The sequence below is a fragment of the Geodermatophilus sp. SYSU D01186 genome (assembly GCF_054050215.1).
In genome coordinates this window covers 12,297-38,206 of the sequence record NZ_JBJGYW010000021.1, presented here as the reverse complement: position 1 = coordinate 38,206, position 25,910 = coordinate 12,297, and the positions used below count along the sequence as shown (strand labels likewise).

General features: G+C 76.0%; 28 protein-coding genes. 6 read left to right on the top strand and 22 right to left on the bottom strand.

All coding sequences use genetic code 11. The annotated features are described in order from the left end of the window. Positions 1 to 3: 3 nt before the first annotated feature. Entirely contained in the window at positions 4 to 648 is a 645-nt protein-coding gene (locus ACI784_RS16095) for a LysE family translocator (RefSeq protein ID WP_457014126.1), read from the bottom strand. Positions 649 to 835: 187 nt separating this feature from the next. On the opposite strand from ACI784_RS16095, the gene ACI784_RS16090 reads away from it, so the two are divergent. After that, positions 836 to 1,555 (top strand): M50 family metallopeptidase, encoded by a 720-nt coding sequence (locus ACI784_RS16090; RefSeq protein ID WP_457014125.1) that lies wholly within the window; start codon positions 836 to 838, stop codon positions 1,553 to 1,555. A gap of 6 nt (positions 1,556 to 1,561) precedes the next feature. Here ACI784_RS16090 and ACI784_RS16085 read toward each other — a convergent pair whose 3' ends face one another. Together ACI784_RS16085 and ACI784_RS16080 are read right to left on the bottom strand one after the other, a co-directional pair. Further along, positions 1,562 to 3,925: a glycoside hydrolase family 65 protein gene (locus tag ACI784_RS16085; RefSeq protein WP_457014124.1), complete on the bottom strand. Its 2,364-nt coding sequence runs from the start codon at positions 3,923 to 3,925 to the stop codon at positions 1,562 to 1,564. Continuing rightward, on the bottom strand, positions 3,922 to 4,653 hold the full coding sequence (locus ACI784_RS16080; protein WP_457014123.1) for an HAD family hydrolase: 732 nt from the start codon (positions 4,651 to 4,653) through the stop codon (positions 3,922 to 3,924). Before ACI784_RS16080 ends, ACI784_RS16085 begins: the two co-directional genes overlap by 4 nt. A 167-nt stretch (positions 4,654 to 4,820) precedes the next feature. Here ACI784_RS16080 and ACI784_RS16075 point away from each other — a divergent pair, with 167 nt between their 5' ends. Next, positions 4,821 to 5,366: a YbhB/YbcL family Raf kinase inhibitor-like protein gene (locus ACI784_RS16075; RefSeq protein WP_456924016.1), complete on the top strand. Its 546-nt coding sequence runs from the start codon at positions 4,821 to 4,823 to the stop codon at positions 5,364 to 5,366. A gap of 117 nt (positions 5,367 to 5,483) precedes the next feature. Next, entirely contained in the window at positions 5,484 to 6,374 is an 891-nt protein-coding gene (locus ACI784_RS16070; protein ID WP_457014122.1) for an LppW family protein, read from the top strand. 22 nt (positions 6,375 to 6,396) lie between these two features. Here ACI784_RS16070 and ACI784_RS16065 read toward each other — a convergent pair whose 3' ends face one another. Then, on the bottom strand, positions 6,397 to 7,242 hold the full coding sequence (locus ACI784_RS16065; protein WP_457014121.1) for a GNAT family N-acetyltransferase: 846 nt from the start codon (positions 7,240 to 7,242) through the stop codon (positions 6,397 to 6,399). 98 nt (positions 7,243 to 7,340) lie between these two features. On the opposite strand from ACI784_RS16065, the gene coaA reads away from it, so the two are divergent. Together coaA and ACI784_RS16055 are read left to right on the top strand one after the other, a co-directional pair. Then, complete coding sequence (gene coaA / locus ACI784_RS16060) at positions 7,341 to 8,294, top strand: type I pantothenate kinase (protein ID WP_457014120.1); 954 nt, start codon at positions 7,341 to 7,343, stop codon at positions 8,292 to 8,294. 164 nt (positions 8,295 to 8,458) lie between these two features. Further along, on the top strand, positions 8,459 to 8,662 hold the full coding sequence (locus ACI784_RS16055) for a DUF5999 family protein (RefSeq protein ID WP_456924012.1): 204 nt from the start codon (positions 8,459 to 8,461) through the stop codon (positions 8,660 to 8,662). A 142-nt stretch (positions 8,663 to 8,804) separates the two neighbouring features. Here the strand turns inward: ACI784_RS16055 and ACI784_RS16050 are convergent, their stop codons facing one another. The 16 genes from ACI784_RS16050 to ACI784_RS15975 form a co-directional block, all read right to left on the bottom strand. Continuing rightward, a complete protein-coding gene (locus ACI784_RS16050; RefSeq protein WP_456924011.1) occupies positions 8,805 to 9,302 on the bottom strand; it encodes a phosphate-starvation-inducible PsiE family protein in 498 nt (165 codons plus the stop codon). Positions 9,303 to 9,378: 76 nt separating this feature from the next. After that, the gene (gene gcvP, locus ACI784_RS16045; RefSeq protein ID WP_457014119.1) at positions 9,379 to 12,375 is read right to left on the bottom strand and encodes an aminomethyl-transferring glycine dehydrogenase; all 2,997 of its coding nucleotides are present in this window, start codon (positions 12,373 to 12,375) and stop codon (positions 9,379 to 9,381) included. 106 nt (positions 12,376 to 12,481) lie between these two features. Further along, on the bottom strand, positions 12,482 to 13,054 hold the full coding sequence (locus ACI784_RS16040; protein ID WP_456924009.1) for a MerR family transcriptional regulator: 573 nt from the start codon (positions 13,052 to 13,054) through the stop codon (positions 12,482 to 12,484). A gap of 266 nt (positions 13,055 to 13,320) precedes the next feature. Continuing rightward, complete coding sequence (locus ACI784_RS16035) at positions 13,321 to 13,809, bottom strand: bifunctional nuclease family protein (protein ID WP_456924008.1); 489 nt, start codon at positions 13,807 to 13,809, stop codon at positions 13,321 to 13,323. 120 nt (positions 13,810 to 13,929) lie between these two features. Further along, the gene (ftsR, locus tag ACI784_RS16030; RefSeq protein ID WP_456924007.1) at positions 13,930 to 14,646 is read right to left on the bottom strand and encodes a transcriptional regulator FtsR; all 717 of its coding nucleotides are present in this window, start codon (positions 14,644 to 14,646) and stop codon (positions 13,930 to 13,932) included. 58 nt (positions 14,647 to 14,704) lie between these two features. Then, positions 14,705 to 15,220: an oxoglutarate dehydrogenase inhibitor Odhl gene (gene odhI / locus ACI784_RS16025; protein WP_456924006.1), complete on the bottom strand. Its 516-nt coding sequence runs from the start codon at positions 15,218 to 15,220 to the stop codon at positions 14,705 to 14,707. Positions 15,221 to 15,544: 324 nt separating this feature from the next. Then, on the bottom strand, positions 15,545 to 15,946 hold the full coding sequence (gene gcvH, locus ACI784_RS16020) for a glycine cleavage system protein GcvH (RefSeq protein WP_456924005.1): 402 nt from the start codon (positions 15,944 to 15,946) through the stop codon (positions 15,545 to 15,547). A gap of 40 nt (positions 15,947 to 15,986) precedes the next feature. Then, a complete protein-coding gene (locus ACI784_RS16015) occupies positions 15,987 to 16,931 on the bottom strand; it encodes a DUF881 domain-containing protein (protein ID WP_457014118.1) in 945 nt (314 codons plus the stop codon). Further along, positions 16,928 to 17,260 carry a small basic family protein gene (locus ACI784_RS16010; protein ID WP_456924003.1) on the bottom strand — a complete coding sequence of 111 codons (333 nt, stop codon included), beginning with the start codon at positions 17,258 to 17,260 and terminating at the stop codon, positions 16,928 to 16,930. The genes ACI784_RS16015 and ACI784_RS16010 overlap by 4 nt, the downstream gene beginning before the upstream one ends. Positions 17,261 to 17,263: 3 nt before the next feature. Further along, entirely contained in the window at positions 17,264 to 18,190 is a 927-nt protein-coding gene (locus ACI784_RS16005; RefSeq protein ID WP_457014117.1) for a DUF881 domain-containing protein, read from the bottom strand. Next, complete coding sequence (locus ACI784_RS16000) at positions 18,187 to 18,849, bottom strand: CDP-alcohol phosphatidyltransferase family protein (protein WP_456924001.1); 663 nt, start codon at positions 18,847 to 18,849, stop codon at positions 18,187 to 18,189. The genes ACI784_RS16005 and ACI784_RS16000 overlap by 4 nt, the downstream gene beginning before the upstream one ends. A gap of 158 nt (positions 18,850 to 19,007) precedes the next feature. Continuing rightward, complete coding sequence (locus ACI784_RS15995; protein ID WP_456924000.1) at positions 19,008 to 21,077, bottom strand: elongation factor G-like protein EF-G2; 2,070 nt, start codon at positions 21,075 to 21,077, stop codon at positions 19,008 to 19,010. Positions 21,078 to 21,080: 3 nt separating this feature from the next. After that, positions 21,081 to 21,278: a DUF1918 domain-containing protein gene (locus ACI784_RS15990; RefSeq protein WP_456923999.1), complete on the bottom strand. Its 198-nt coding sequence runs from the start codon at positions 21,276 to 21,278 to the stop codon at positions 21,081 to 21,083. 141 nt (positions 21,279 to 21,419) lie between these two features. Beyond that, positions 21,420 to 21,977 carry an AAA family ATPase gene (locus ACI784_RS15985; RefSeq protein WP_457014116.1) on the bottom strand — a complete coding sequence of 186 codons (558 nt, stop codon included), beginning with the start codon at positions 21,975 to 21,977 and terminating at the stop codon, positions 21,420 to 21,422. 188 nt (positions 21,978 to 22,165) lie between these two features. Beyond that, positions 22,166 to 23,038: an alpha/beta fold hydrolase gene (locus tag ACI784_RS15980; protein WP_457014115.1), complete on the bottom strand. Its 873-nt coding sequence runs from the start codon at positions 23,036 to 23,038 to the stop codon at positions 22,166 to 22,168. 9 nt (positions 23,039 to 23,047) lie between these two features. Beyond that, complete coding sequence (locus ACI784_RS15975) at positions 23,048 to 23,959, bottom strand: EamA family transporter (RefSeq protein WP_457014114.1); 912 nt, start codon at positions 23,957 to 23,959, stop codon at positions 23,048 to 23,050. 70 nt (positions 23,960 to 24,029) lie between these two features. Between ACI784_RS15975 and ACI784_RS15970 the strand changes: the two genes are divergently transcribed. Further along, entirely contained in the window at positions 24,030 to 24,974 is a 945-nt protein-coding gene (locus ACI784_RS15970; protein WP_457014113.1) for a LysR family transcriptional regulator, read from the top strand. A gap of 88 nt (positions 24,975 to 25,062) precedes the next feature. Here ACI784_RS15970 and ACI784_RS15965 read toward each other — a convergent pair whose 3' ends face one another. Both ACI784_RS15965 and ACI784_RS15960 read right to left on the bottom strand, forming a co-directional pair. Beyond that, positions 25,063 to 25,608, bottom strand: a complete 546-nt coding sequence (locus ACI784_RS15965) for a hypothetical protein (RefSeq protein WP_457014112.1) — start codon at positions 25,606 to 25,608, stop codon at positions 25,063 to 25,065. 94 nt (positions 25,609 to 25,702) lie between these two features. After that, positions 25,703 to 25,843, bottom strand: coding sequence for a hypothetical protein (locus tag ACI784_RS15960; RefSeq protein WP_457014111.1), 141 nt, complete (start codon positions 25,841 to 25,843; stop codon positions 25,703 to 25,705). Between the last annotated feature and the right edge of the window lie 67 nt (positions 25,844 to 25,910).

The window sequence follows — 25,910 nt, the reverse complement described above, 5'->3', positions numbered from 1 at the left end:
GGGCTACCGGCTGGAGACGGCGACCCGGACGCCCAGGGCGATGAACACGGTGCCGCTGACCGCCTCCAGCCGTCGCCGGATCCGCGGCCGGCGGAACCAGGCGCCGGCCCGCGCCACGCCCGCCGCCAGCCCGAGGTAGAGGCCGGTCTCCAGGGCGATCTGCAGGAGGCCGAGCGTCGCGGTCGTGGCGAACACCGGGCCCTCGGCGGGAACGAACTGCGGATAGAAGGCGATCATGAAGACGGCGGCCTTGGGGTTGGCCAGCTGGACGACCAGCCCCTCGCCGAACGCCGTCCACCAGCGCCGCCGGCCCAGCGGCGCGGCGGGCGGCGCGGGGACGTCGGGCGCCCGGCGCTCCCCCACCGCCGTCCGCCAGGCCTTGACGCCGAGCACGAGCAGCACCGCGGCGCCGACGACGCGCAGCACCAGGAAGCCGACCTCGGACGCCGCGACGAGGGCGGCGAAGCCGGCGCCGGCGAACAGGGCCCACGCGTAGAGACCCAGCTCCAGTCCGAGCACGGTCGGCACCGCGCCGCCGAGGCCGCGGAGGGCCGCCCGGCGCAGGATCAGCGCCATCGCCGGCCCGGGCGAGGCCGAGATGATCAGGACGGCCAGCACGAACGCCGGCAGCGACCCGAGCAGCTCCACGCCGCGATGGTGGCAGCCCGGCGGGGCACGAGGCGACCGGTTTGCGCGGCCGCCGCTCGTTCCCTCCCCCGCTCCTCGGTGCGGATCCTTCTTCTAGCGGTTTTGCCACGTCAGTGTTGGGGATAACGGTCGAATGACCGGCTCGTCGCGCCACCGGCTCCCAAGCTCGTGCGGTTGACTCCCGGCCGTGGACGTCGTCGAGGGGTTCTGGGCGCGGGTCACCACCCCCGTGCCCGACCTCCCGACGCCGGTCCTGGTGGCCGCCCTGGTCGCGGCCGCGGTCGTCGTCGGCACCCCGGCGCTGTGGCGGCCGGCCCGGAACGTGGTGACCATCGCCCACGAGGGCGCCCACGGGGTGGCCGCCCTCGTGACCGGGCGGCGGCTGGCCGGCATCCGGCTGCACTCGGACACCTCGGGGCTGACGGTGTCAGCGGGCCGGCCGTCCGGCCCGGGCATGGTGCTGACCTGCGCCGCGGGTTACCTCGGCCCCGGCCTGTTCGGGCTCGGCGCCGCCGCGCTGCTGGCCGCCGGGCACGCCGTCGGGCTGCTCTGGGCGCTGCTGGCCCTGCTCGCGCTGCTGCTGGTGCAGATCCGCAACTGGTTCGGCCTGTGGTCGGTGCTGGCCACCGCCGCGGTGGTGTTCGCCGTGACCGAGTGGTTGCCGCCCGACGGGCAGGCCGCCTTCGCCGCCGCCGGCACCTGGTTCCTGCTGCTGGCCGCGCCGAAGACGGTGCTGGAGCTGCAGCGGGCCCGGCGGCGCCGCGCCGCGCCGGACTCCGACGCCGACCAGCTGGCCCGGCTCACCCGCCTGCCGGCGGTGCTGTGGGTCGGCCTGTTCCTGCTGGCCGACGTCGGGGCGCTGCTGCTGGGCACCTGGTGGCTGCTCGGGGCGCGCTGGACCGGCTGAGCCGGCTCACTTGCGCCCGCGCCGACGGGGCGCGGCGCCCTCCGGCTGGGACACCGGCTCCACCTCCGGCGCCGGCGGGATCTCGGCGACGACCTCCTGCTCCCCGACGGTGATGCACCGGCCGTGGTGGTGGACGTCGAGCGGGTCGCCCTCCGAGAGCCGGTAGGTCGCCTCGCCGGGGCTCACCGACACCAGCAGGCAGCGACCCTGGTAGTTCAGCCGGAACCGCAGCCGGGTGATCCGCTCGGGCAGCCGCGGGGCGAACTGCAGCCGCCCGTCGTGGTCGCGCATCCCGCCGAACCCGGCCACCGCCACCGTCCAGCCCCCGGCCAGCGAGGCGATGTGCAGCCCGTGCCCGGAGTTGCCGTGCAGGTTCTGCAGGTCGGTGAGCGTCGCCTCGCCCCAGTAGTCGTAGGCGAGCTCCAGGTGCCCGGTCTCGGCGGCGACCACCGCCTGCTGGGTGGCCGACAGGGAGGAGTCGCGCACCGTGCGCGCCTCGTAGTAGGCGAAGTCGGCGACCTTCTCCTCGTGCGTGAAGGCGTCGCCGCGCAGGTGCAGGGCCATCACCAGGTCGGCCTGCTTGACCACCTGCTTGCGGTAGATGTCGAAGTACGGGTAGTGCAGCAGCAGGGGGTAGCACTCCGGCGGGGTGTTCTCGAAGTCCCACTCCTCGTGGTGGGTGAACGCGTCGGACTGCATGTGCACGCCCCGCCGGGTGTCGTACGGCACTGCCATCAGGGCGGCCGCCCGCTCCCAGACCGCCACCTCGTCGGCGGTCACCTGCAGCCGGCCGGCGACGTCGGGCTGGCGCTCCACCGCCGCGGCCGCCTCGCGCAGGTTCCGCTGCGCCATGAGGTTCGTGTAGACGTTGTTGTCCACGACCGCGGTGTACTCGTCCGGGCCGGTCACCCCGTCGATGCGGAAGCCGTGCTCGTCGTCGAAGTGCCCGAGCGAGGCCCACAGCCGCGCGGTCTCGATGAGCAGCTCCGCGCCGTGGTCGCGGTCGAACTCCTCGTCGAGGGTGGCGTTGTGGTACCGGACGACGGCGTCGGCGATGTCGGCGTTGATGTGGAACGCCGCCGTCCCGGCCGGCCAGTACCCGGAGGTCTCCTCGCCGCGGATGGTCCGCCACGGGAAGGCCGCGCCGTGCAGCCCGAGCACCCGCGCCCGCTCCCGGGCCAGCTCCAGGGTCGAGTGCCGCCACCGCAGCGCGTCGCGCGCGGCCTGCGGGGCGATGTAGGTCAGCGCCGGCAGGACGTAGGTCTCGGTGTCCCAGAAGGTGTGCCCGTCGTAGCCCGGGCCGGTCAGCCCCTTGGCCGGGATCGGCTGCCGCTCGGCCCGCAGGCCGGCCTGCAGCAGGTGGAAGACGCCGACCCGCACCGCCTGCTGCAGCTCCTCGTCGCCCTCGATCTCGACGTCGGCGTGCAGCCAGTGGGCGTCGAGCACCTCGCGCTGCTCCCGCAGCAGCCGCTCGAAGCCGGCCAGCTTCGCCGTGGCCAGCGCGCCCTCGACCTGGTCGCGCAGCGCGGCCGACGAGCGCCGCGAGGACCACCCGTAGGCCAGGTACTTCACCAGCCGCACCGCCGAGCCCTGCGGCAGCCGGGCGGCGAGGGTGAACCGGGCGAGGTCCTCCCCCGCCTCGATGTCCTCGGTGTAGGTGTCGGGCACCTCGATGACGTGGTCCATGCCGGCGGCCATGCGCAGCCGGCTGCGTCGGGTCCGGTGCACCAGCACCGCCCGCTGGCCGCGGCCCACGGCCAGCTCGCTGACCAGCGGGCGCGCCAGCGCGGCGGCGGCGCGGGGGTCATCCCCCTCGCTGCCGCTGTCGACCGGCTCGTTGGCCAGCAGGTCCGACTGGAGGGCGACGTAGAGGTCGCCCTGGCCGTCGGTGCACTCCACCGCGTACTCGATGGCGGCGATCGAGCGCCGGCGCAGCGAGACCAGCCGGGTGCTGGTGACCCGCACCGTGCGGCCGTTGGGTGAGCGCCACTCGGTGGTGCGGCGCAGCACGCCGCGGCGCAGGTCGAGGGACCGGCGGTGGGAGACGATCTCGCCGTAGTCGAGGTCCAGCGGGGTGTCGCCGACCAGCAGCCGGATCAGCTTGCCGTCGGTGACGTTGACGACGGTCTGCCCCTGCTCCGGGAAGCCGTAGCCGGCCTCGGCGTAGGGCAGCGGCCGCTCCTCGAAGAACCCGTTGAGGTACGTCCCGGGGACGACGATCGGCTCCCCCTCCTCGAACGAGCCGCGCATCCCGATGTGCCCGTTGGCCAGGGCGAACACCGACTCGTGCACCGCCAGCGAGGCGTGGTCGAGGCCGATCTCGGTGAGCGACCACGGCTCGACCGGGAAGGTGGGGCGCCCCTCCGTCATGGCCGGCCCTCCAGGAGCTGCTCGAGGTCGGTGACGACGACGTCGGCGCCCGAGGCGACCAGCTGCTCGCCCTGCCCGACCCGGTCCACGCCCACGACGAAGCCGAACCGCCCCGCCCGGCCCGCGGCCACCCCGGCCAGGGCGTCCTCGAACACCGCGGCCTCGGCCGGCTCGACGCCCAGGGCCTGGGCGCCGGCGAGGAAGGTGTCGGGGGCGGGCTTGCCGCGCAGCCCGCGCTGGGTGGTGACCACGCCGTCCACCCGGGTGTCGACGAGGTCGGCGAACCCGCCGGCGGCCACCACCTGTCCCCCGTTGGCCGAGGCGGTCACGACCGCGGTGGCCAGCCCGGCGTCCTTGACCGCCCGCAGGTAGCGCAGGGAGCCGGGGTACACCTCGACGCCGTGCTCGGCCAGCTCGGCGAGGACGAGCTCGTTCTTGCGCAGGCCGACCCCGTGCACGGTCTCCGCGTCGGCGGGGTCGCCGTCGGCGCCCTCGGGGAGGGTGATGCCGCGGCTGGCGAGGAAGTCGCGGACGCCGTCCAGCCGCGGTTTGCCGTCGACGTAGCGGTTGTAGTCGTCCTGGGTGAACTCCGCGGCAGCGGGGTCGCGGCGGTGGAGGAACTCGTCGAAGGTGCGCTTCCAGGCCGCCATGTGCACCGTCGCGGTGCGGGTCAGGACGCCGTCGAGGTCGAACAGGCAGGCGCGGATGGAGGCGGGGAGTCCGAGCACGGTGCGACGCTACCGGCGCCGGCCGCCGCCTGCCGGGCCGGGAAACGTGCTGTTCACCGACGCGCGGCCGGGGTCCCCGCTGCCTAGGGTCGGGACCGGGGCGCGCCCCGCGCGCCGCCTCCCGCGGGACGCCGTGTCCCGCCGTCCGAGCCGAGGAGAGGACCACCATGGCCGAGCGCCCGACGCCGCCGAGCCCGTTCGACTTCCTGCCCCAGGTGCCCGGTTTCGAGGTCACCAGCACCGACTGCGCCCACGGCCGTCCGCTGGACCCCCCGCTGGTCAGCGGGGTCATGGGCGCCGGCGGTGAGGACCGGTCGCCGCAGCTGTCCTGGTCCGGCTTCCCCGAGGGCACCCGCAGCTTCGCCGTCACGGTCTACGACCCCGACGCCCCCACCCAGAGCGGCTTCTGGCACTGGGCGGTGGCCAACATCCCGGCCTCGGTGACCGAGCTGCCCAGCGGCGCCGGCGACCAGGGCGGCACGGGGCTGCCGGCGGGCGCGGTGCAGCTGCGCAACGACGCCGGGTTCGCCGGGTACGTGGGCGCCGCTCCGCCGGCCGGGCACGGCCCGCACCGCTACCTCATCACCGTGCACGCGGTGGACACCGACGCCCTCGACGTCACGCCGGACACCACCCCCGCCGTCCTGGGGTTCAACCTGTTCGGCCACACGCTGGCCCGCGCGACGCTGGTGGCGACCTACGAGCAGTCCTGACCCGTCCGGGTGAGGCGGGCTCGACGCTGCGCGAGCCCGCGTTCGCGCTCGGCCACCGACACGCGTCCTGTGGTTGAAGCCTGAAGTTCCTGGTCGCCGGGTGGGCACCATGGACCCATGGCGACAGCAGCGTCGCACCGCTCCCGCCCGCGGACCGCGGGCGCCCTGGCGGTCGTCGCGCTGCTCCTGGTGCTCACCCTGCCGCTGCTCGCCGGCCCCGCGTCGGCGGGCGGGACCGCGGCCGCGGCACCGGCCGACGTCGTCTCGGCCGTCACCGCGGCCTACGGGACGACCGGCACCGTCGCCGTCGCCGTTGCCCCCCAGGAGACCCGCGCCACCGGGCTCTCCCCGCGCGCCGCCGAGGCGCGCAGCGCCGAGCTGGCGGCGGCCGCCGCCGGCAACGACCTCGCCGGCCGGCCGCTCCCGACCGCCTCGCTGGTCAAGCTGTTCATCGCCGAGGACCTCCTGCACATGGCCCGGCAGGGGGCGGTGACCCTCACCCCCGACGACCGGGACCGCATGGCCGAGATGGTCCGCCGGTCCTCCGACCCCATCGCCTCGGACCTGTGGGTCCGCTTCGACGGCGACCGGCTGGTCCGCGACGTCGCCGCCCGTTACGGGCTGCGCGCCACCGCCCCGCCCCCCGTGCGGGGCCAGTGGGGCGAGACGACGACGACCGCGCGCGACCTCGCCAGCTTCCTGGCCCGGCTGCCGGTGGTCGCGCACCCGGACGACGCGGCGGCCCTGACCGCCTGGATGCGTGAGCCGGCCCCCGCGGCGGCCGACGGCTTCGACCAGCGGTTCGGGGTGCTGGGCGCCGTCCCGGCCGGCGCGGCGGTCAAGCAGGGCTGGATGTGCTGCCTGGGCGGGATGCGCCACCTGCACTCGGTGGGCGTCGTGGGGACGCACGTCGTGGTGCTGCTCAGCGAGGTGCCGGCCGCGGTGGGCTGGGACGCCGCGCGGGCGTCGCTCACCGCCGCTGCGGCCGCGGCGCCGTCCGGCCGCTGAGCCGCCGGCGGCCGCGCCGTCCTCAGCCCGGCAGGCCGGTGGCGGTGGAGACGGCGGCCGGCGGCTCGCCGTCCGGGAGGTCGGCCACCCCGACGGTGGCCAGCCGGGCGAAGCCGATCCGCTCGTAGACGCGGGCCACGTCGTCGTCACCGGCGACGAGGAAGACCAGGTCGGCGGTCTCGCGGGCGTGCGCGGCCAGGGCCGAGGCGAGGCCGGCGCCCAGGCCGCGGCCCCGCAGCCGCGGCAGCGTGGCCACGCCGGTGATCTCGCTGACCTCGGTGCCGCCGACGTCGACCGGGTGGTGCGCGCCGACCGCCACCGGCTCCCCGCCTTCGACGGCCACCATCATCACGGTGCGGCCGGTGGCGATCCGCTCCCGCAGCAGCGCCGTCTGCGGCGACTCGGGCACCGCCCCGACCGAGGCGTCGCCGACCTCGGCCCGCGGGCCCGGGTGGGCGAAGGCGATCGAGGCCAGCCGCTGGTAGCGGGGCAGCTCGGGGTCCTCGGCGCCCACGAGGTACAGCCGCACCCCGTACGGGAGCAGCAGGTCCACCGGGTCGGCGGCGACCAGCAGGGGCGACTCCTCCACGGCCAGCCCGGCCTCGCGCACCGCCGCGGCGGCCGTGGGGGTGGACTCGCACACCCACTCCAGCGCGACCGGCAGGCCGGCGCGGCGCTGCACGCCGACGGCGGCGCGGACGTCGTCGGCCGTGACCTTCTCGCCCTGGCGCGGCCGGGCCGGGTAGGGCCAGTCGGGGCTGCCCACGGGGACGTCGAGGGCGCCGGCGTTCTCGATCCGGGCATCGGGCAGCGGCGCGGCGGCGAAGTACCGCTCGATGCACTCGAGCAGCCCCGGTGTCGTGGGCACACGGGCACCCTAGACGGGCGGGGTCGCCGGACCGGTCCAGCCGGCTCCGCCGACCCCCGGGCGGGTGAGCTCCCCCGCCTGCCCGGCACGATGGTGCCGTGACGGCAGGCACACGACCCCAGGTCTCGCCCTACGCGGTGTTCGACCGCGACTCGTGGCGGGCCCTCGCCGCGGGCGCGGCGCTGCCGCTGGACGAGGGCCAGCTGCGCGGACTGGCCTCGCTGGGCGACCGCATCGACCTCGACGAGGTGGCGACGGTCTACCTCTCCCTCGCCGGCCTGCTCCACCTGCACGTCGACGCCAGCCGGCGGCTGTGGGCCGCCCGCAGCGAGTTCCTCGGCGACTCCACGGCCAAGGTCCCCTACGTCATCGCCGTAGCCGGCAGCGTCGCCGTCGGCAAGAGCACCACCGCCCGGCTGCTGCAGACCCTGCTCGCGGCCGGCCCCAGCGCCCCGCGGGTGGACCTCGTCACCACCGACGGCTTCCTGCTGCCCAACGCGGAGCTGGAGGCGCGCGGGCTGCTGGGCCGCAAGGGCTTCCCGGAGAGCTACGACCGGCGCGCGCTGCTGCGGTTCCTCGCCGCGGTGAAGTCCGGCCGCGGCGCGGTCACCGCCCCGCTGTACGACCACCAGACCTACGACATCGTCCCCGGCGGCCAACAGGTGGTGGACGGCCCCGACATCCTCGTCCTCGAGGGCCTCAACGTGCTGCAGGCGGGCCGGCGGGCCGACGGCAGCACCGCCGAGGTCTTCCTGTCGGACTTCTTCGACTTCTCCGTCTACGTCGACGCCGCGGAACCCGACATCCAGCAGTGGTACGTCGACCGGTTCCTCGCCCTGCGCCGGACGGCGTTCCAGGACAGCTCGGCGTACTTCCACCGGTTCGCCGACCTCACCGACGAGCAGGCCCGGGAGACCGCGCGGGGCATCTGGGCCGCCGTCAACGGCCCCAACCTGCGCAGCAACATCGCCCCCACCCGCTCGCGGGCCCGGCTGGTGCTCCAGAAGGCCGCCGACCACAAGGTCCGCCGCGTCCTGCTGCGCAAGATCTGACGCGCCCGGCCGGCCATGGCGACTCCTGACGACCCGATGGGATGAGGTCGTGAGGTTCGTCACCTGACAGCGGCGGGGACGGCGCCCACACTCGGGATCGTCCGGTCACCGGATCACCACACTCAGTGAACCCGGCCCCCGCCGGGCCGAACGGAGAGATCCCGATGTGCTCCCACGTATCCCCCTGCCCTGACGCGACCAGCGACCTGCGGGACCTCGCCGCGGTGGTGAGCAGCCACCCCGAGCAGGGCTGGAGCCTGCTGTGCAACGGCGTCGTCCTGTTCGACGACGACGGCGAGCTGCTGCCCGACGGCCGCGTGGTCGCCGACCACCGCGCCTGGCTCGCCCCCCAGTTCGCCGCGCACTGACCGCGCCGGTGCCCGCGAGGCCCGGCGCGGGCACCGGCCGCTCCCCGTCGTCGCTGCTCTCGCCCGCGCGCTGGATGACCAGTGCCGTGTTGGGGATAACGGTAGTCGGGAAGGGCCGGCGCACCCGCTGGGAGCAGCCCGCTCACCCCTCCTCGGGCTCGCGCTCCTTGCGTCGCAGCAGCCAGGACGTCACGCCCAGCAGCGCCACGAGCACACCCAGGACGCCGATCTCGACCATGCGGTGGACGAACTCGTCCCCGCGCCCGACGACGCCGGCCGCCTCCACCGAGAGGACGACGATCTCCTTGATCGAGGCGATGATCCCGATGATCAGGAACGGCTCGGCCACCAGCTCCCGCCGCTCCACCGTCGCCCGCACGGCGAAGAGCAGCTCGACGAAGATGAAGACGAGCAGGAGCACGTCGAGCATCTCCAGCAGCGGCGCCTGCGAGAAGTCCTCGAGCAGCGCGACCGTCTTCAGCCCGGCCACGACCAGCAGGAGCAGCGACCCCACGATGAGCAGGACCGCGATCCCCGCGTAGACCACGTTCTCCGCGATCTCCAGCGTCCGCGTGCCGACCCGCCCGAACCCCGGCGGCGGTGTGCGGTCCTCGACGTCGCGCTGCTCCCGGCGGGCCACGGTGCGGATCCTGGTGCATCCGGGCACCGGTCGGCTGGGTCGCGGCCCTCCGGTCAGCCGTTCGGGCGGTGCCGCGTCAGGCCTGGGCGCCGGCGGGCAGGGCGTCGGCCGCGGTGCCCATGTCGTCCGGTGAGCCCTCGGCCCGCCCGGGCACGCGGGCTTCCACCGCCCGCGCGGGCTCCGGCTCCTCGAAGGCCTCCGGCGGCGGGCACGAGCACACCAGGTTGCGGTCGCCGTAGGCCTGGTCGATGCGGCGCACCGGTGACAGGTAGCCGCGTCCGCGCAGCGCCGGCACGGGGAAGACGGCGTCCTCGCGCGGATAGGGGCGGTCCCACTCCCCCGCGAGCATCTTCAGCGTGTGGGGGGCGTTGCGCAGCGGGTTGTCGGTGCGGTCGTACTCGCCCGCGGCTACCTTCCCGATCTCGGCGCGGATGGCGACCATCGCGTCGACGAACCGGTCCAGCTCGCCCTTGTCCTCGCTCTCGGTCGGCTCGACCATCAGCGTGCCGGCCACCGGGAAGCTCATCGTCGGGGCGTGGAAGCCGAAGTCGACCAGCCGTTTGGCGATGTCGTCGTTGGTGATGCCGGTGGCCTTGGTGAGCGGCCGGATGTCGAGGATGCACTCGTGGGCGACCAGCCCGCCGGCGCCGGCGTAGAGCACCGGGTAGTGCTCGCGCAGGCGCGCGGCCAGGTAGTTGGCCCCCAGGATGGCGTGCTCGGTGGCGCGGGTCAGCCCGTCGGGGCCCATCAACCGCAGGTACGCCCAGGAGATGGGCAGGATGCCCGCCGAGCCCCACGGCGCCGCGGAGACCGCGGGGCCCTGCGCGCCGGTGTCGACGACCGGGTGGCCCGGCAGGAACGGCACCAGGTGCTCCCGGACGCCGATCGGCCCGACCCCCGGACCGCCGCCCCCGTGCGGGATGCAGAACGTCTTGTGCAGGTTGAGGTGGCTGACGTCGGAGCCGAACCGGCCGGGCCGGGCCAGCCCCACCATCGCGTTGAGGTTGGCGCCGTCGACGTAGACCTGGCCGCCGGCGTCGTGGACCGCCGCGCAGATGTCCTGGATCTCGGTCTCGAACACCCCGTGCGTCGACGGGTAGGTGATCATGATCGCGGCCAGCCGCTCGGCGTGCTGGTCCACCTTGGCCCGCAGGTCCGCGACGTCGACGTTGCCGGCGTCGTCGCAGGCCACCACCACGACCCGCATGCCGGCCATCACCGCGCTCGCCGCGTTCGTGCCGTGCGCCGACGACGGGATGAGGCAGACGTCGCGGTGCGCCTCGCCCCGGGAGTGGTGGTAGCCGCGGATGGCGAGCAGGCCGGCGAACTCGCCCTGCGAGCCGGCGTTGGGCTGCACGCTGACCGCGGCGTAGCCGGTGATCTCGGCCAGCCCGGTGCACAGCTCGTCGATCAGCTGCCGGTAGCCGCGGGCCTGCTCGGCGGGGGCGAAGGGGTGCAGCTGGGCGAACTCCGGCCAGGTGATCGCGGCCATCTCGACCGCCGAGTTCAGCTTCATCGTGCAGGAGCCCAGCGGGATCATCGTGCGGTCGAGCGCGAGGTCCTTGTCCGCGAGCGACCGCAGGTAGCGCATCAGCTCGGTCTCGGAGCGGTGCGCGGAGAACACCGGGTGCGTGAGGAACGGGGTGCGGCGGCGCAGCTCGGGCGGGAGCGCGTCGGCACCGTCGTCGTCCGCGGTCGCGTCGTCCGCCGGGACGCCGAAGGCCGCGGCCACCAGGCGCAGCGTGTCCAGCGTCGTCGTCTCGTCGCAGGCCACCCCGACGGTGTCGGCGTCCACGAGGCGCAGGTTGACCCGCCGCTCGGCCGCGGCGGCGACCACCTCGGCCGCGCGGCCGGGCACCCGCGCCTGGACGGTGTCGAAGAACCGGTCGGCGACCACCTCGACACCCCCGGCGCGCAGCCAGGTGGCGAGGGTCTGCGCGCTGCGGTGCACGCGGGCGGCGATCGCGGTCAGCCCCTCGGCGCCGTGGTAGACCGCGTACGCCCCGGCCACGACGGCGAGCAGCACCTGCGCGGTGCAGATGTTGCTGGTCGCCTTCTCCCGGCGGATGTGCTGCTCGCGAGTCTGCAGCGCCAGCCGGTAGGCGACGTCGCCGTCGGCGTCCACCGACACCCCGACCAGCCGGCCGGGGAGCTGGCGGGCCAGCCCCTCGCGCACCGACAGGTAGCCGGCGTGCGGCCCGCCGTACCCCATGGGGACGCCGAAGCGCTGGCTGCTGCCACAGGCGACGTCGGCGCCCCACTCCCCCGGCGCCTCCAGCACGGTCAGCGCGAGCAGGTCGGCGGCCACGACCACGGCCGCGCCGGCGTCGTGGGCCGCGGCGGCCAGGGCCCGGTCGTCCCGGACCGCGCCGCTGGCCCCGGGGTAGGACAGCAGGACGCCGAAGGCGCCGGCCTCGGGCAGGTCGGCCGGCCACCCGGCGGACAGGTCGGTGACGTGCAGGCGGATGCCGAGCGGCTCCGCGCGGGTGCGGAGGACGGCGAGGGTCTGCGGGAGCGTGTCGGCGTCGACGACGAAGACGGCGTCGGCCTTCGCCCGTCCGGCGCGGCGCACCAGGGTCATCGCCTCGGCGGCCGCGGTGGCCTCGTCGAGCATCGAGGCGCCGGCAACCGGCAGCCCGCTCAGGTCGGCCACCATCGTCTGGAAGTTGATCAGCGCCTCGAGGCGGCCCTGGCTGATCTCCGGCTGGTACGGGGTGTAGGCGGTGTACCAGGCGGGGTTCTCCAGGACGGTGCGCTGGATGACCGCCGGGGTGACGGTGCCGGAGTAGCCCAGCCCGATCATCGAGGTGTAGACGTCGTTGGCCGCCGCGCGCTCCCGCAGCACCCGCAGCACCGTGGCCTCGTCGGCGGCCGCGGGGAGGTCCAGCGGCGACCGGTCGTGCACCCCCTCGGGCAGCGCGGCATCGACCAGCGACTGCAACGAGGGGTGGCCGACGGCCGCGAGCATCGCCTCGGTCTCGTCCGGCCGTGGGCCGATGTGCCGGGCGGCGAAGGACCCCGACGGGTCCAGCGCGGAGAGTGCGGGCAGGGACTCAGGAGCACGGTCCGCCATTACATCGACGCTACCAGCGCTCCGGCCCCGGCCAGATCGGCGATCTCGCGGCCTTCAGGGCGCGCGACGCAACGAGATCGGCGATCTCGCGTGGAGAGGCGTTCGGTCAGACCGCGGCGCGGCGGCGCCGGCGCAGGGACAGCTCGTCGTCGGCCGGGTGCACGGTGCCCCCGTCGATGCGCTCGGCCGGCAGCTCGGCGAGCTCGCCGGACAGCTCGCGCAGCGCGCCGGAGACGGCGATCCCGAAGACGCCCTGGCCGCCGGCGAGCAGGTCGACGACCTCCTCGGCGGAGGTGCACTCGTACACCGTGGCGCCGTCGGAGAAGAGGGTGACGTTGGCGAGGTCCTTGATGCCGCGGTTGCGCAGGTGGTCGACGGCCTTGCGGATGTTCTGCAGCGAGACCCCGGTGTCCAGCAGCCGCTTGACGACCTTGAGCACGAGGATGTCGCGGAACGAGTACAGCCGCTGTGTGCCCGAGCCGGTGGCGCTGCGCACCGAGGGGGCGACGAGCCCGGTACGGGCCCAGTAGTCCAGCTGGCGGTAGGTGATGCCGGCAGCGGCGCACGCCGTCGGGCCGCGGTACCCGACCAGGTCGCTGTCGACCTCGTCGTAGGACGGCGCCCCCACAGCGGCGTCGCTGAAGAGCTGACCCTGGGAGCCGTTGCTCTGGTCGCTCACGTCAGCGTCCTCCTCTGCGTCCCGCAGCGTTCGCCGCGGTGACCCGGCGGGCGCACCGTCGTCCGTGTCACTGCACGTCCCAGGTGTCACACCGGTGTTGTTCGCCGACCGTAAGCCGGGCCCAGGGGTCGGTCAACTGAGGCGGGCGGCGTGTCGCCGCACTCATCCTTCCGAGGGGTATCGGCAGGTGGTGCGGCGGACTTGAGCCGTTCCGGTACGCCCGTGGCTGGTGTGACTGGAGTGACCACGGAGGTGGGAGAGGCGGGTCAGGGGGTGCCACCGGAGCCGGAACCGGCGCCGAAGTCCTCCGGGGAGATCTGGTCGAGGAACTCGCGGAACTTCTCGACCTCGTCCTCCTGCTCGTCGGGGATCTCGATCCCGACCTCGTCGAGCAGGTCCTCGGCGCCGAAGATCGGGGCACCGGTGCGGACGGCGAGGGCGACGGCGTCCGACGGGCGGGCGCTGACCACGCGGTCGTTGCCGAAGACCAGTTCGGCGATGTAGATGCCGTCGCGCATCTCGGTGATGTTGACCGCCTCGAGGGTGGCCCCCAGGGCACGGACGACGTCCTTGAGCAGGTCGTGGGTCATCGGCCGGGCCGGCCGCACCCCCTGCTGCTCGAAGGCGATCGCGGCGGCCTCCACCGCGCCGATCCAGATGGGCAGGTACCGCTCCCCCTGCGCCTCCTTGAGCAACAGGATCGGCTGGTTCCCGGGCAGCTCGACCCGGACCCCGACGACTCTGAGTTCCTGCACGGTGGGGCTCCCTCAGCTGCGGGCCCGCTAGGGGCGGTGGATCGGTCGGGCGGCTGGTGGACGGGTCGGGTGCCGACCCCCCAGGCGGGGGGGTCCGACGGCGACCACGGTACGCCGGAGTCAGGGACGCAGGAGATCCCGGAGCCGTGCCTCCAGGAGTGCGCTGTGCAGCTGCGCCGACAGCTGCGCCAGCTCCTGGAGCTTCTCGGTGGCGCGGGTCCGCGCCTCCTCCGACCGCGCCCGCAGGACGGGGGCGACCAGCTGCTCCACCAGCCCGGCCTCCCGCTCGGCCCCGTTCTGGTAGACGCGCAGGTGCCGCGGCTCGATGCCGTGCCGGGCCAGCCCCGCGGCCGCCCGCGCGATGGGCAGGTCGGCGGTGGGGTGGCGGCCCTCGGCGTCCGCGGCGAGCAGGCCGAACTGCACGCAGTCGGCCAGCTGCCCCGGCTCCAGGCCGGCCGCCCGGGCGAACTCCTCGGCCGGCAGGCTGCCGGCCGAGGGCCGCTCGGGTGCGGCTCCGGCCGGCGCCGGCGCGGACCCGGGCAGCGGCTCGCCCCGGTCCAGCGCGTCCAGGTGCTCCTTGATGACCTTCAGCGGGAGGTACTGGTCGCGCTGGGCGGCCAGCACGTACCGCAGCCGGGCGACGTCGGCCGAGGAGAACTTCCGGTACCCCGACGGCGTGCGCTGCGGGTGGACGAGGTCCTCGGACTCCAGGTACCGGATCTTGCTGATCGTCACGTCGGGGAAGTCGTCGCGCAGGACGGTCAGCACCTCCCCGATGGTCAACCGGGGGGTGTGCTGGTCGTCGGCGTCCCCGAACGCGCTCGCGCGCGAGGCCACCGCGCTCACGCTGCCGAGGGCGCCGGGGCCGGCCCCCGGGAGCGGTGCGCCCGGGGGGTCACGGGCGAGGAGCGGGCTCGCCCGTGCGCGGACCGGTGAGGTACACGAGCCGGAACTTGCCGATCTGCACCTCGTCACCGCCGGCCAGCGAGGCGACGTCCACCGGCTCGCGGTTGACGTAGGTGCCGTTGAGGCTGCCGACGTCGTGCACCGAGAAACCGCCGCCCTCGCGGTGGAACTCCACGTGCCGGCGGCTGACGGTGACGTCGTCGAGGAAGATGTCGCTGTCGGGGTGCCGGCCGGCGGTCGTCACGTCCTGGTCGAGCAGGAACCGGCTGCCGGCGTTCGGGCCGCGCTTGACGACCAGCAGCGCCGAGCCCGCGGGCAGCGACTCCACCGCGCCGGCGTGGGCCTCGGTCTCGGTGACCTCGGGGGTCTCCGCGGAGTCCTCGCCACCCACCTTGGGGATGACGCTGGTGGACTCGCCGATGCGCTCCTGGGACAGCGCCGCGCCGCACTGCGCGCAGAAGCGACTGCCCTCGGGGTTGTTGTGGCCACAACGAGTGCAGTGCACGTCTGTCTCCTCCGGTGCAGGGGTGGCACCGCCGCGGGCCATGTCGAGTGGCCGCGGGCGGCCGGCGGACGACGGGCCGGACAGCCCGTCGCGGGTCGACCGCCGTGTGGGTCACGGCGGGCCGTGGGTCATGGAACCAGTCGGCCGACCCGAGGGTCAACCGGACGTTCAGGGTGGGTCCGCGGCGCCTGCGTGGGGTGCCGCGGTGTCCCGCCCCAGGTGAGCATAGTGATCGCTTCGCGGGGCTCCGGCGGGGTCGGCCGGTGGCGCGCGGGCCGACCCCGCGTGCCCGTGCGGGCCTGCCTGCCGCGCCCCGTGCGACCGTCAGCCGGCGTCGACCAGCGCCTGGTAGGCGGCGGCGTCCAGCAGCTCCTCGGTGGGGTCACCGGCGTCGTCCGGGAGCCGGATCTCCACGAGCCAGCCCGCGCCGTACGGGTCGGCGTTGATGGTCTCGGGGGCGTCGGTGAGCGCCTCGTTGACGGCGCTGACCACCCCGGACACCGGCGAGTAGACGTCGGACACCGACTTGGTGGACTCCACCTCGCCGATCGGGTTGCCCGGGGCCACCTCCGCGCCGACCTCCGGCAGCTGCACGAAGACGATGTCGCCCAGCGCGTCCTGCGCGTGGTCGGTGATGCCGACCCGGACGACGGCCGCGCCGCCGCCGTCCTGCAGCTGGGCCCACTCGTGCTGGTCGGTGTAGCGGCGGTCGTCGGGTGTGGCCATGCGGCGTCGTCTCCAGTCGCGGGTGGGGGAAGAGCGGGCGTCAGTCGTCGCCGTCGTCGTCCGGCGCAGCGTATTGAGGCGTGTCCAGCGGCCGCAACGCGTCGACGACGACGTCGTCGGACTGCTGGATCTCCACCGTGCCGCCCTGGCGGCCCACCCGGTCGACGACGCCGCCGGGGATGTTCATCGCCGTCTGGAGGTCCTGCGGGGAGCCGATGACCAGCACCTCGTAGGGGCTGCTCACCTCCTCGCCGTCGATCCGGAGCTGCCCCGGCTCGCCGGTGACGGCGGTGGAGACCCCGACCCGGACGTCGTCGATCTGCATCGTCTCCGCGCCGGCGCCGCGCAGCTCCTGGACGGCGTCGAGCAGGTCGGCGACGCGGACCCGGCCCTCCGGGTCACGGATGGTCATCACCAGGCCGGGCCCCTGGGCGGCCACGGTGCCGTTGAGGATGCCGAGCGCCTCCGCCCGGTCCCGGGCCTCCTGGAGGGCCGCCTCGGACCGGCTGTCGGAGTTGGTCAGCTCCCGCAGCGCGGCGCGCTGGTCGGCGATCAGGGCCCGCAGGCGGTCCTCGCTGGCGTTGAGCTCGTCGAGGATGCGCACGAGGTCCTCCTCGCGGGCACCGGCGAGGTCCTCGCCGGTGCCGGTGTTGCGCACCTGGACGGCGAAGGCGAACCCGAGCAGCAGCGTCAGCACGGTGATGACCAGGGCGGCCAGCGGGTCGCGCCGCCGGCGGCGGGCGGGCGCGGCCGGGCTCCCGGCGGCAGCGGGCGCGGTGTCCCCGTCCCCCGGCGCGGTCCCGGCGCCGGCGTCCGGCGGGGTCCCGGCGTCGGCCGGGGTCTCCGCCGGCTCGGCGGTCCCGGGCGTGTCGTCGTCCGCCCGCGGCCCGGGCACCCCGGGCGCCGGCGCCTCCCGGGCCTCGCCGTCGCCCGGCGGCCGGGGGGTCTCCTCCGGCGCGCCGGCCGGCCGGTCCTCGGCGCTCATGCCCGGAAGACGTGCCGCCGGATCGCGGCGGCGTTGCCGAAGATGCGGATGCCGAGGACGACGACGACCGCGGTGGACAGCTGCGCGCCGACGCCGAGCTGGTCGCCGAGGAACACGATGAGGGCGGCGACCACCACGTTGGACACGAAGGAGATGACGAACACCTTCGCGTCGAAGATGCCGTCGAAGCGCGCCCGGACGCCGCCGAAGACCGCGTCCAGCGCGGCGACGACGGCGATCGGCAGGTAGGGCTGCAGCCACAGCGGCACGGTGGGGTCGAAGACGAGGCCGAGCACCACGCCCACCGCCAGACCGATGACGGGGATCACGGCTCAGCCTCCGGGCGTGGGGTCGGTCGCGGGCGCCTCGGGCTCCTCGGACAGCGGCACGGCGGATCGGAGTTCCATGGAGCTCCCGGCGGGCAGGGACAGGTCGTCCTCCTCGGCGAAGTCGAAACGCAGTCCGAAGGACTCGGAGTAGCCGGCCAGGGCGACCACCTCGGGGCTGGCCAGGAACCGGGAGCGCAGGGTGCCCGGGTCGCCGATGGCGCTGATCAGGTACGGGTTGGCGACGGGCCGGAAGTCGACCAGCACCGCCTCGCCGGCGAACCGGATGGCGGTGGTCGGCCCGAGCCGGCGGCCGTTGATGCCGACCGCCTCGGCGCCGGCCGCCCACAGCGCGTTGACCACCACCTGCAGGTCGCCGTCGATCACCTGGCCGCGGGGGTCCTCCTCCCCCGTCCCGCCGACCGGGTCGGCGTCGGCGTCGGGCTCGGCGTCGGCGAGGGTGACCAGCAGCCCCGGGCCGGTGACCGGGTCGAGGGCGCTGGCCATCTCGGCGTCGGCGAGGTCCTCGAGGGCCCGCTGGCCGACGGCGGTGGCGGCCAGCGCGTCGTCGCGGGCGGCGCTGACGTCGCGGCGCAGCTGCTCGAACTCGGCGGCCAGCCCGTCGGTGAGCTCGGACTGCTCCTCGATGTCGTCGATCAGCGCCTCGCGGACCTCCTCCCGGCCCTGGGCACCGGCGGCGGCCTGGTCGTAGGTGACCGCGGCGAGCACGCCGGTGACGGCCATGACCAGCGCGACCGCGCCCTGCCCCCAGCGGCGGCGCCGCGGGGAGCGCTCCTCCCCCGCCGCGGCGCGGGCCGCGGCGGCGTCGGCGGCCTGCCGGTAGGCCGGGTCGAGGGTCTCGGCCAGCACCTGGTCGAGCAGCGAGGCGCCCAGCGAGCGGGGGCCCCCGCCGCGCTGCAGCGTCGAGGTCACGGCCCCGTCCCGGTGCGCTCGGCGCGGAGGATGCCCACCACCTGGACGACGTAGAAGGCGCCGGCCAGGACGTAGAGCACCCCGCCCCAGATCGTCAGCGCCCACGCCAACGGCTGGGCGACCGCGGCGACCGGGCCGTCGCCGTCGGCGAGCAGGAGGAGGGGGAAGGCGTAGAGCAGGATGAACGTGGCCGCCTTGCCCAGGTAGTGCACCTGCAGCGGCGGGTACCCGTGCCGGCCCAGCACCAGCAGCGCCAGCCCGAGCACCAGCTCGCGGCCGACCAGCACGGCCACCACCCACACCGGGACGACGTCGCGCAGGACGAACGCGATCAGCGTGGCGATGATGTAGAGCCGGTCGGCGGCCGGGTCCAGCAGCGCACCCAGGCGGCTGGACTGCCCCAGCGCGCGGGCGAGCTTGCCGTCGGCCCAGTCGGAGACCCCGGCGAGCGCGAGCACCAGCACCGCCCAGCCGTCGGCCTCCGGGCCCAGCAGCAGCCACAGGAACAGCGGCACGCCGAGCAGCCGCAGCACCGACAGCGCGTTCGGCAGCGTCCAGACCCGGTCGGGCAGCTCGTTCCGGTCGGGGAGGCGGCCGGCCGGCTCGCCGTCGGCGAGGGGTGCCGGGACAGCCGCCGACGAACCGTTGGACGACGTCACGAGACCTCCAGCCTGCTGAACACCGCCTGCGAGGCTAGTGCCCCGATCGGACACTCCTTCGCAGCGGCGCACCGGGCCCCCGCGTCCCGCCCCCGTCCCCGCCCCCGTCCCCGCGCCCAGCCCGGCCCTGCGCCGGGACGGGCCGGACGGGTCCGCCCCTACGCCGGCACGGCGGTCAGGTGGGCCGGCGCCGGCTCGTAGCCCAGCGGCCGGCGGGTGAAGCTGCCGGTGCCGTGGGAGACCGAGCGCAGCGCCCCGGCGTAGGTCAGCAGCTCCACCTCGGGCACCTCGGCGCGGACCGTCGTCCGGTCGCGGTCGGGGTCGGCGTCGCTGCCGGTGACCCGCGCCCGCCGTCCGGACAGGTCGCTCATCACCGCCCCGACGTACTCCCCCGGGACGACGACGTCGACCTCGCACCACGGCTCGAGGACGCGGGTGCCGGCCGCGGCCACCGCCTCCCGGACCGCGAGCGCTCCGGCGGCCTGGAAGGCGGCGTCGGAGGAGTCGACCGAGTGCGCCTTGCCGTCGACGAGCGTGAGGTGCACGTCGACGATCGGGCGGTCCCCGGAGACGCCCCGCTCGGCCTGGGCGCGGACGCCCTTCTCCACGCTGCCGTGGAACTGGCTGGGCACCGTGCCGCCGACGATCCGCTGGTCGAAGACGACGCCGGACCCGGGCGGGCCCGGCTCGGCCTCCACCACCACGATCGCGTACTGGCCGTGGCCGCCGGACTGCTTGACGTGCCGGCCGGTGACCCGGGCGGGGCCGGCGAGGGTCTCCACCATCGGCACCCGGACCGGCACCGTGGTGACCGAGACGCCGTGCCGCACGCGCAGCCGCTCCAGCAGCACCTCGGCGTGGGCCTCGCCGACGCACCACAGCAGCAGCTGGCCGGTGTCGGGCCGGCGCTCCAGGCGCACCGTCGGGTCCTCGGCGACCAGCCGGGTCAGCGCGGTGGCCAGCCGGTCCTCGTCGGAACGGGACGCCGCCTCGAGGGCGACCGGCAGCTGCGGGGTGGGCAGGTCCCAGGGCGGGACCAGGCGCGGGTCCTCCGGCGAGGACAGGGTGTCGCCGGTCTCGGCGGAGGCGAGCCGGGCGACGGCGCAGACGTCGCCGGCCGGGCAGGCGGCCACGGGGCGCAGGGTCGAGCCCAGCGGTGAGGACACCGCGCCGATGCGCTCGTCGACGTCGTGGTCGGGGTGCCCGCGGTCGGCCATGCCGTGGCCGGAGACGTGGACCGGGGCGTCCGGGCGCAGGGTGCCGGAGAACACGCGCACGAGCGAGACGCGGCCGAGGTAGGGGTCGGTCGTGGTCTTGACCACCTCGGCGACCAGCGGGCCGTCGGGGTCGCAGGACAGGGCGGGCGCCGGGGAGCCGTCGGGCCGGGTGGCCGGCGGGCAGCCGTGCTCCATGGGGCACGGGAACCCGTTGACCAGCAGGTACAGGATCGACTCGATGCCGATGCCGGCGAGGGGGGCGGCGCAGAGCACCGGGTGGAAGTGGCCGCGGGCGACCGCGGTCTCCAGGTCGCTCATCAGGTCGCCCTGCACGAGCTCGTCGCCGGCGAGGTAGCGCTCCATGAGCGCCTCGTCCTCGCTCTCGCCGATGATCCCCTCGATCAGCTCGCTGCGCAGGCGGTCGGCGTCGGGGCCCCTGGCGCCGGGCTCGAGCAGGTTGACCACGCCGGCGACGGCGCCGTCCGGGCCGCGCTCGACCAGGTGCACGGGGTAGACGCCCTCGCCGAGCATCGTCTGGCACAGCCGGACGGTCTCCTCGACGTCGGCGCGGGCGCGGTCGAGCTGGGTGATGACCACCGCGCGGGGCATGCCGACGGCGGCGCACTCCTCCCACAGCTGCACGGTGCCGGCGTCGACGCCGCCCACCGCGGAGACCACGAACAGGGCGGCGTCGGCCGCGCGCAGCCCGGCGCGCAGCTCCCCCACGAAGTCCGGCGAGCCGGGGGTGTCGAGCAGGGTGATGCGGTGGTCGGCGTGCTCGACGGTGGCCACGCCGAGGGAGACCGACCGCTGCTGGCGGACCTCCACCTCCTCGTTGTCCAGGCAGGTGGTGCCGTCCTCGACCCGGCCGGCGCGGGGCAGCGCCCCGGTGGCGACCAGCAGCGCCTCGGCGAGGGTGGTCTTGCCTGCTCCGGCGTGGCCCACGAGGGCCACGTTGCGCACTTTGCTCGCCGGTCGCGGGGCCGGCGCGGTCGCGGTGTCCTTCGCCACCGGTCAGCCGTTCGCCGGCTCGGGGACGACGGCGCAGGTGCCGGCCGGGTAGAAGACCCCGGTGTGCCCGTCGGGGTCCCACTGGACGACGTAGGGCGGTCCGCCGCCCTGGCCCCGTACCTCGACCACCCTGCCGGTGCGCTCCGGCTCTCCCTGGTGGGTGGAGTGGACGACGATCCTGTCCCCGACTCGTGCTTCCACGGCAGCCTCCCGGCACTTCCCGGTGTGTGTGGTGTGGCTCACAGCCTGCCCGCGGGGCGGGGCACGATCAAGGGCCCGCGAGCCCCCTCGCGCCGGGCCGGTCCTCCGTGTGCGGCGAGCTCCCGTCCCGGCGGCGACCGGTCAGCGGCCGAGCAGCTCCGCGAGGGTCAGCCGGCCGGCCCGCTCCCGGTCGACGACGAGGGCGGGCGCCGGGTCCGGGCCGGCGGTGGCGCGCAGCGCGGCCCACCGGGCGGCGTGGCGCCGCATCGAGCGGGCGGGGACGCGCCGGCCGCGCGCCACCTGGCCGCGCGCGGCCAGCTCCGGTGAGACGTCGAGCAGCACCAGCCGCACCTGCCGGCCGGCCCGCCGCGCGGCCCGCAGCACCAGGCCCCGCCACCGCGGCCGGGTCCAGGGGTCGGTGAGGACGACGACCGGAGCCGGTCCCCCGACGCTGCGCAGGACCCGCCACCGGTGCCGGCCGTGCACCCACGGGCGCCGCAGCCGGTACGGGACCCGCGGCCGGGCTCCGCCGGGGACCCGCTCGGAGTCCAGGCCGACGACGCCGGGCGCCTCCACGGCCAGCAGCCGGCGCAGCAGCGTGGTCTTGCCGCTGCCGGGCAGCCCGCCGACGACGACCAGCAGGCGCCTCCCGTCCGCATCCGGCGCACCCGGCGGCCGCTCCTCCAGCACGGCCGGCACACGCCCCACCTCTCCTCCCGGGGGCCGCCACGGTCCGCCTCCCGCCTCGGCGTTCCCGGTGCGCTCGCTGGGTGCTGCCTGTGAGGTGCCCCGGCGGCCCGCACCCGGGCGCCCCCGCACCGGCCGGTCGGCCGGGTCCCGGACCGGCTGCCCTCCCGCCAGCGGGAGACCGGGGCACCGCCGTGCGGTCAGGCGGCGGGCACCACCCGGTCCAGCCAGCCGAGCAGGTCGGCGACGACCTCGTCCCGGTTGGTCTCGTTGAACACCTCGTGCCGGGCGCCCTCGTAGACCCGCAGCGTCACGTCGGTCAGTCCGGCGTCCCGCAGCCGCTGCACCAGCCCGTCGACCAGGGCCAGGGCGCCGTTCACCGGGTCCTGGTCACCGACCGCGACGTACACCGGCAGGTCCCCGCGCAGCCCGCCCAGCCGCGCCGGGTCGGCCAGCTGCCGCGCCGAGACGAACATCTGCCGGCCGTCCTCCTGGGACAGCCCGAAGCCGCACCGCGGGTCGGCCACGTAGGCGTCGACCTGCGCCTCGTCCCGGGAGAGCCAGTCGTAGTCGGTGCGCGCCGGGGCGAAGGCCGCGTTGAACGCCGCGAGGTCCAGGGGCGCGTCGAGGTCCAGGGCCGGCTCCAGCAGGTCGAGGGCCGCGGTGCCGGTGAGGACCAGACCGGCCAGCTCGTCGCCGTGGTCGAGCACGTACTGCTGCGCGGCGAAGGACCCCATGCTGTGGCCCAGCAGCACCAGCGGCAGGCCGGGGAGGTCCGCCCGGGCGCGGTCGGCGACCCGGCCGATGTCGCGCACCAGCTCGTCCCAGCCGCCGGGGCCCAGCTGCCCCCACCCGCCGTCGCGCGCGGTGGCGCCGTGCCCGCGGTGGTCCTGGCCGACGACCACGAACCCCGCCGCGGTGAGGTCGGCGGCCAGCGGCTCGTAGCGCAGCAGGTGCTCGCCCATGCCGTGGGTGAGCTGCACGATCCCGCGCGGCGGGCCGGCGGGGTCCCAGCGGTAGGCGGTGACGGCGATGTCGTGCGCCGAGGGGATCTGCAGTTCCGTGGGAGGCATGCGCGGAGGCTACGGTCCCGCCGCGGTCACCAGCCCGGTCGTCGGCGCGGGCGCGTCCCCGGCCGGCGGCGCGGCCGCCCGGTCCCGGCCGGTGGCGACGGCGGTGGCGTTGGCCAGCACGACCACGGCGATGCCGATCCACTCGTGCAGCTCCAGCAGCTGGCCCAGCAGCACGATGCCGACCAGCGCCGCGAGGACCGGGTGGACGCTCATGAACACCCCGAAGAACCGCGGCGGGACGACGCGCAGCGCGGCCAGGTCGGCGGCGTAGGGCACCGCCGAGGACAGCAGCCCGGCCGCGACGGCGTACAGCAGCGGCGCCCCGGCGAGCTGCCCCCGGACGGCCAGCACCGCGAGCACCGGCACGGAGGCCAGCGCGCACACCGAGACCGCCACCGCGGGGCCCTGCAGCCCGGGCAGGCGCGCGCCGACGACCCGGTTGAGCAGGATGTAGGCCGCCCAGCAGGCGCCGGCCAGCGCGCCGGCCGCCAGCCCGGGGACGTCGCTGGAGGACCCCGGCAGGACCAGCACGTAGACCCCGGCGGCCGCGGCGACCGCGATCAGCAGGTCGCGGCGGGACCGCGAGCCGGCCAGCGCCACCCCGAGCGGCCCGAGGAACTCCAGGGTGACCGCCAGCGCCAGGCCGACGCGGTCGACCGCCGTGTACAGGGCGAGGTTCATCGTCCCGAACACGACCGCCAGCGCGAGCACCGGCGCCCACTGCGACCGGGTCATCCGGCGCAGCGGCGGCCGGGCGACGGGCAGGAGGACGGCAGCGGCCACCACCTGCCGCACCGCGACCACCCCGACGGGGCCGACGGCGTCGAAGGCGTGCGCGCCGACCCCGGCGCCGACCTGGTTGCTCAGCGCGCTCCCGGTCATCGTCACGACGCCGCGCAGCGTCCCGCCCTCCGCACCCACCCGACCGAGTCTGGGCACGCGCCGGCCGCGAGGGAAATGCCGATGTCGGCACCGTCGATACGGTCGGCGTATGGATCTCGAGCTGCGGCACCTCCGGACGCTGCTCGCCGTCGTCGACGCCGGCACGTTCACCGGGGCGGCCGCGGTGCTGCACACCTCGCAGGCGTCGGTGTCGCGGACGGTGGCGGCGCTGGAGCGGGCCCTCGGCGCCCGGGTGCTGCGGCGCACCACGCGGGAGCTGTCCCTCACGCCGGTGGGGGCACGCGTCGTCGGTCACGCGCGGCGGGTGCTCGAGGAGGTGGCCGCGATGCGGCGCGCCACCGACGAGGCCCGCGGCGAGCTGCGGGTGGGGTACGCGTGGGCGGCGCTGGGCCGGCACACCACCGTCGTCCAGCGGCGGTGGTCGGCGGCCCACCCCGGAGCCGCGCTGGTGTTCGTCCAGTCCAACAGCCCGACCGCGGGCCTGACCGAGGGCGCCGCCGACGTCAGCGTGCTGCGGCGCCCGGTCGCCGACCGGCGGCTGGCGACCGCGCTGCTGGGCACCGAGCGGCGCTACGCCGCCATTGCGGCCGACGACGCCCTCGCCGGCCGCCGCAGCGTCGCCCTCGGCGACTTCGCCGGCCGCACGGTGGCCCTCGACACCCTCACCGGGACGACGACCGGCGAGCTGTGGCCCGGCCCCGGGGCCCCGGCGGGGGCGCGCGCCGTCCGCGGGGTCGACGAGTGGCTGACCGTCATCGCCGCGGGCCAGGCGGTCGGCATGACCGCCGAGGCCACCACCCGCCAGCACCCCCGCCCCGGGGTGGTCTACCGCCCCGTCCGGGACGCCCCACCGGTCGAGGTGTGGCTGGCCTGGTGGGCCGGCGGCCCACCGCCGGGGCTGGAGGCGTTCCTCCAGCTGGTCCGCGAGCAGTACGCGTCCGCCGGGACGCCGCCCGGCGCCGCCCCCGCGGGGGGTGACGCCGCCCGGTGCCGTCGCCGGTGCCGGCCGGCGGCGGGCTCGCAGAGCCGCTGACGCTCTCGCGGCGTTCCGTGTGCTCCCGCGGCGCTGCACGACCGCAGGAGCACCCGGAACACCGCAACAGGGTGCCCGGCCGGCGCGGTCAGCCGCCGGACCGGTGGCCGCCGCGGGAGGCCGGGCCGGTGCTGTCGACCTGCTGGTCGATGCGCTCGCCCAGGCCGGCCAGCCGCTCGTCGGCCTCCTCCTGGGTCAGCCGCCCCTCCTCGACGGCGGCGGCGATGCGCTCCTGCGCCGCCTCGGTCAGCGCGGTGACCAGCGTGTCCCGGGCGACGCCGCGGTCCTCGGCGACCGACGCGAGCGTGGCGCCGTCGGCCGCCAGGGCGGTGCGCAGCTCCTCCCCGGTCAGGCCGAGCGCCGTGGCGGCCGCCGAGAGGCCGAGCCGGCCGCCGTGGTCGCCACGGCTACCGAGGCCGGCCTCGCCCAGGGTGCTGGCGACCTCGTCCGCCTGCTCCTCGGTGAGGGAGCCGTCGGAGACCAGCCCGGACAGCGCGTCCCGGATCCGGTCCGCCGCGGACGACGACGCCGTCGCGGTGCCGTCGGTCTCGGCCAGTGCGGGCACGGCCACGGCCAGGCCGGCCAGCGCCAGGGCGCCGGCCGTGGTGGTGGTGATGACGAACTTCCTGCGCATGGGATCTCCTCGTCGGTGGGGGTGGTCCCGAGCGTCCGGGGCGCGGCTGTGGCGGTGCTGGGAGGCACCCCCGGCCCGGCTGTGGGGAGGGCGGTCAGTTCGCCGCGGGGTCGCCGGGGCGGCCGCCGCCGAGGCCCATGCCGGCCGCGAGGCCACCGACGTCGTCCCCGGACGCCGTCCCGCCGGTGGACACCGTGTACGCGGCGCCGCTCTCGACGGCGGCGGAGGAGTGCACGAGCGAGGCGGTGTCCTTCGCCGCGGTGCAGGTGGCGACGAGGTCGTGCCCCAGGCGGCTGTGGGAC

Coding starts and splice junctions, on each gene's coding strand:
- ACI784_RS16085 (WP_457014124.1), bottom strand. CDS start 3,925: ATGACGGAGGGGCGCCCCACCTTCCCGGTCGAGCCGTGGTCGCTCACC.
- ACI784_RS16070 (WP_457014122.1), top strand. CDS start 5,484: ATGGCGACAGCAGCGTCGCACCGCTCCCGCCCGCGGACCGCGGGCGCC.
- gcvH (WP_456924005.1), bottom strand. CDS start 15,946: ATGGCCACACCCGACGACCGCCGCTACACCGACCAGCACGAGTGGGCC.
- ACI784_RS15970 (WP_457014113.1), top strand. CDS start 24,030: ATGGATCTCGAGCTGCGGCACCTCCGGACGCTGCTCGCCGTCGTCGAC.
- gcvP (WP_457014119.1), bottom strand. CDS start 12,375: ATGGCGGACCGTGCTCCTGAGTCCCTGCCCGCACTCTCCGCGCTGGAC.
- ACI784_RS16075 (WP_456924016.1), top strand. CDS start 4,821: ATGGCCGAGCGCCCGACGCCGCCGAGCCCGTTCGACTTCCTGCCCCAG.
- ACI784_RS15980 (WP_457014115.1), bottom strand. CDS start 23,038: ATGCCTCCCACGGAACTGCAGATCCCCTCGGCGCACGACATCGCCGTC.
- ACI784_RS16055 (WP_456924012.1), top strand. CDS start 8,459: ATGTGCTCCCACGTATCCCCCTGCCCTGACGCGACCAGCGACCTGCGG.
- ACI784_RS15965 (WP_457014112.1), bottom strand. CDS start 25,608: ATGCGCAGGAAGTTCGTCATCACCACCACCACGGCCGGCGCCCTGGCG.
- ACI784_RS16015 (WP_457014118.1), bottom strand. CDS start 16,931: ATGAGCGCCGAGGACCGGCCGGCCGGCGCGCCGGAGGAGACCCCCCGG.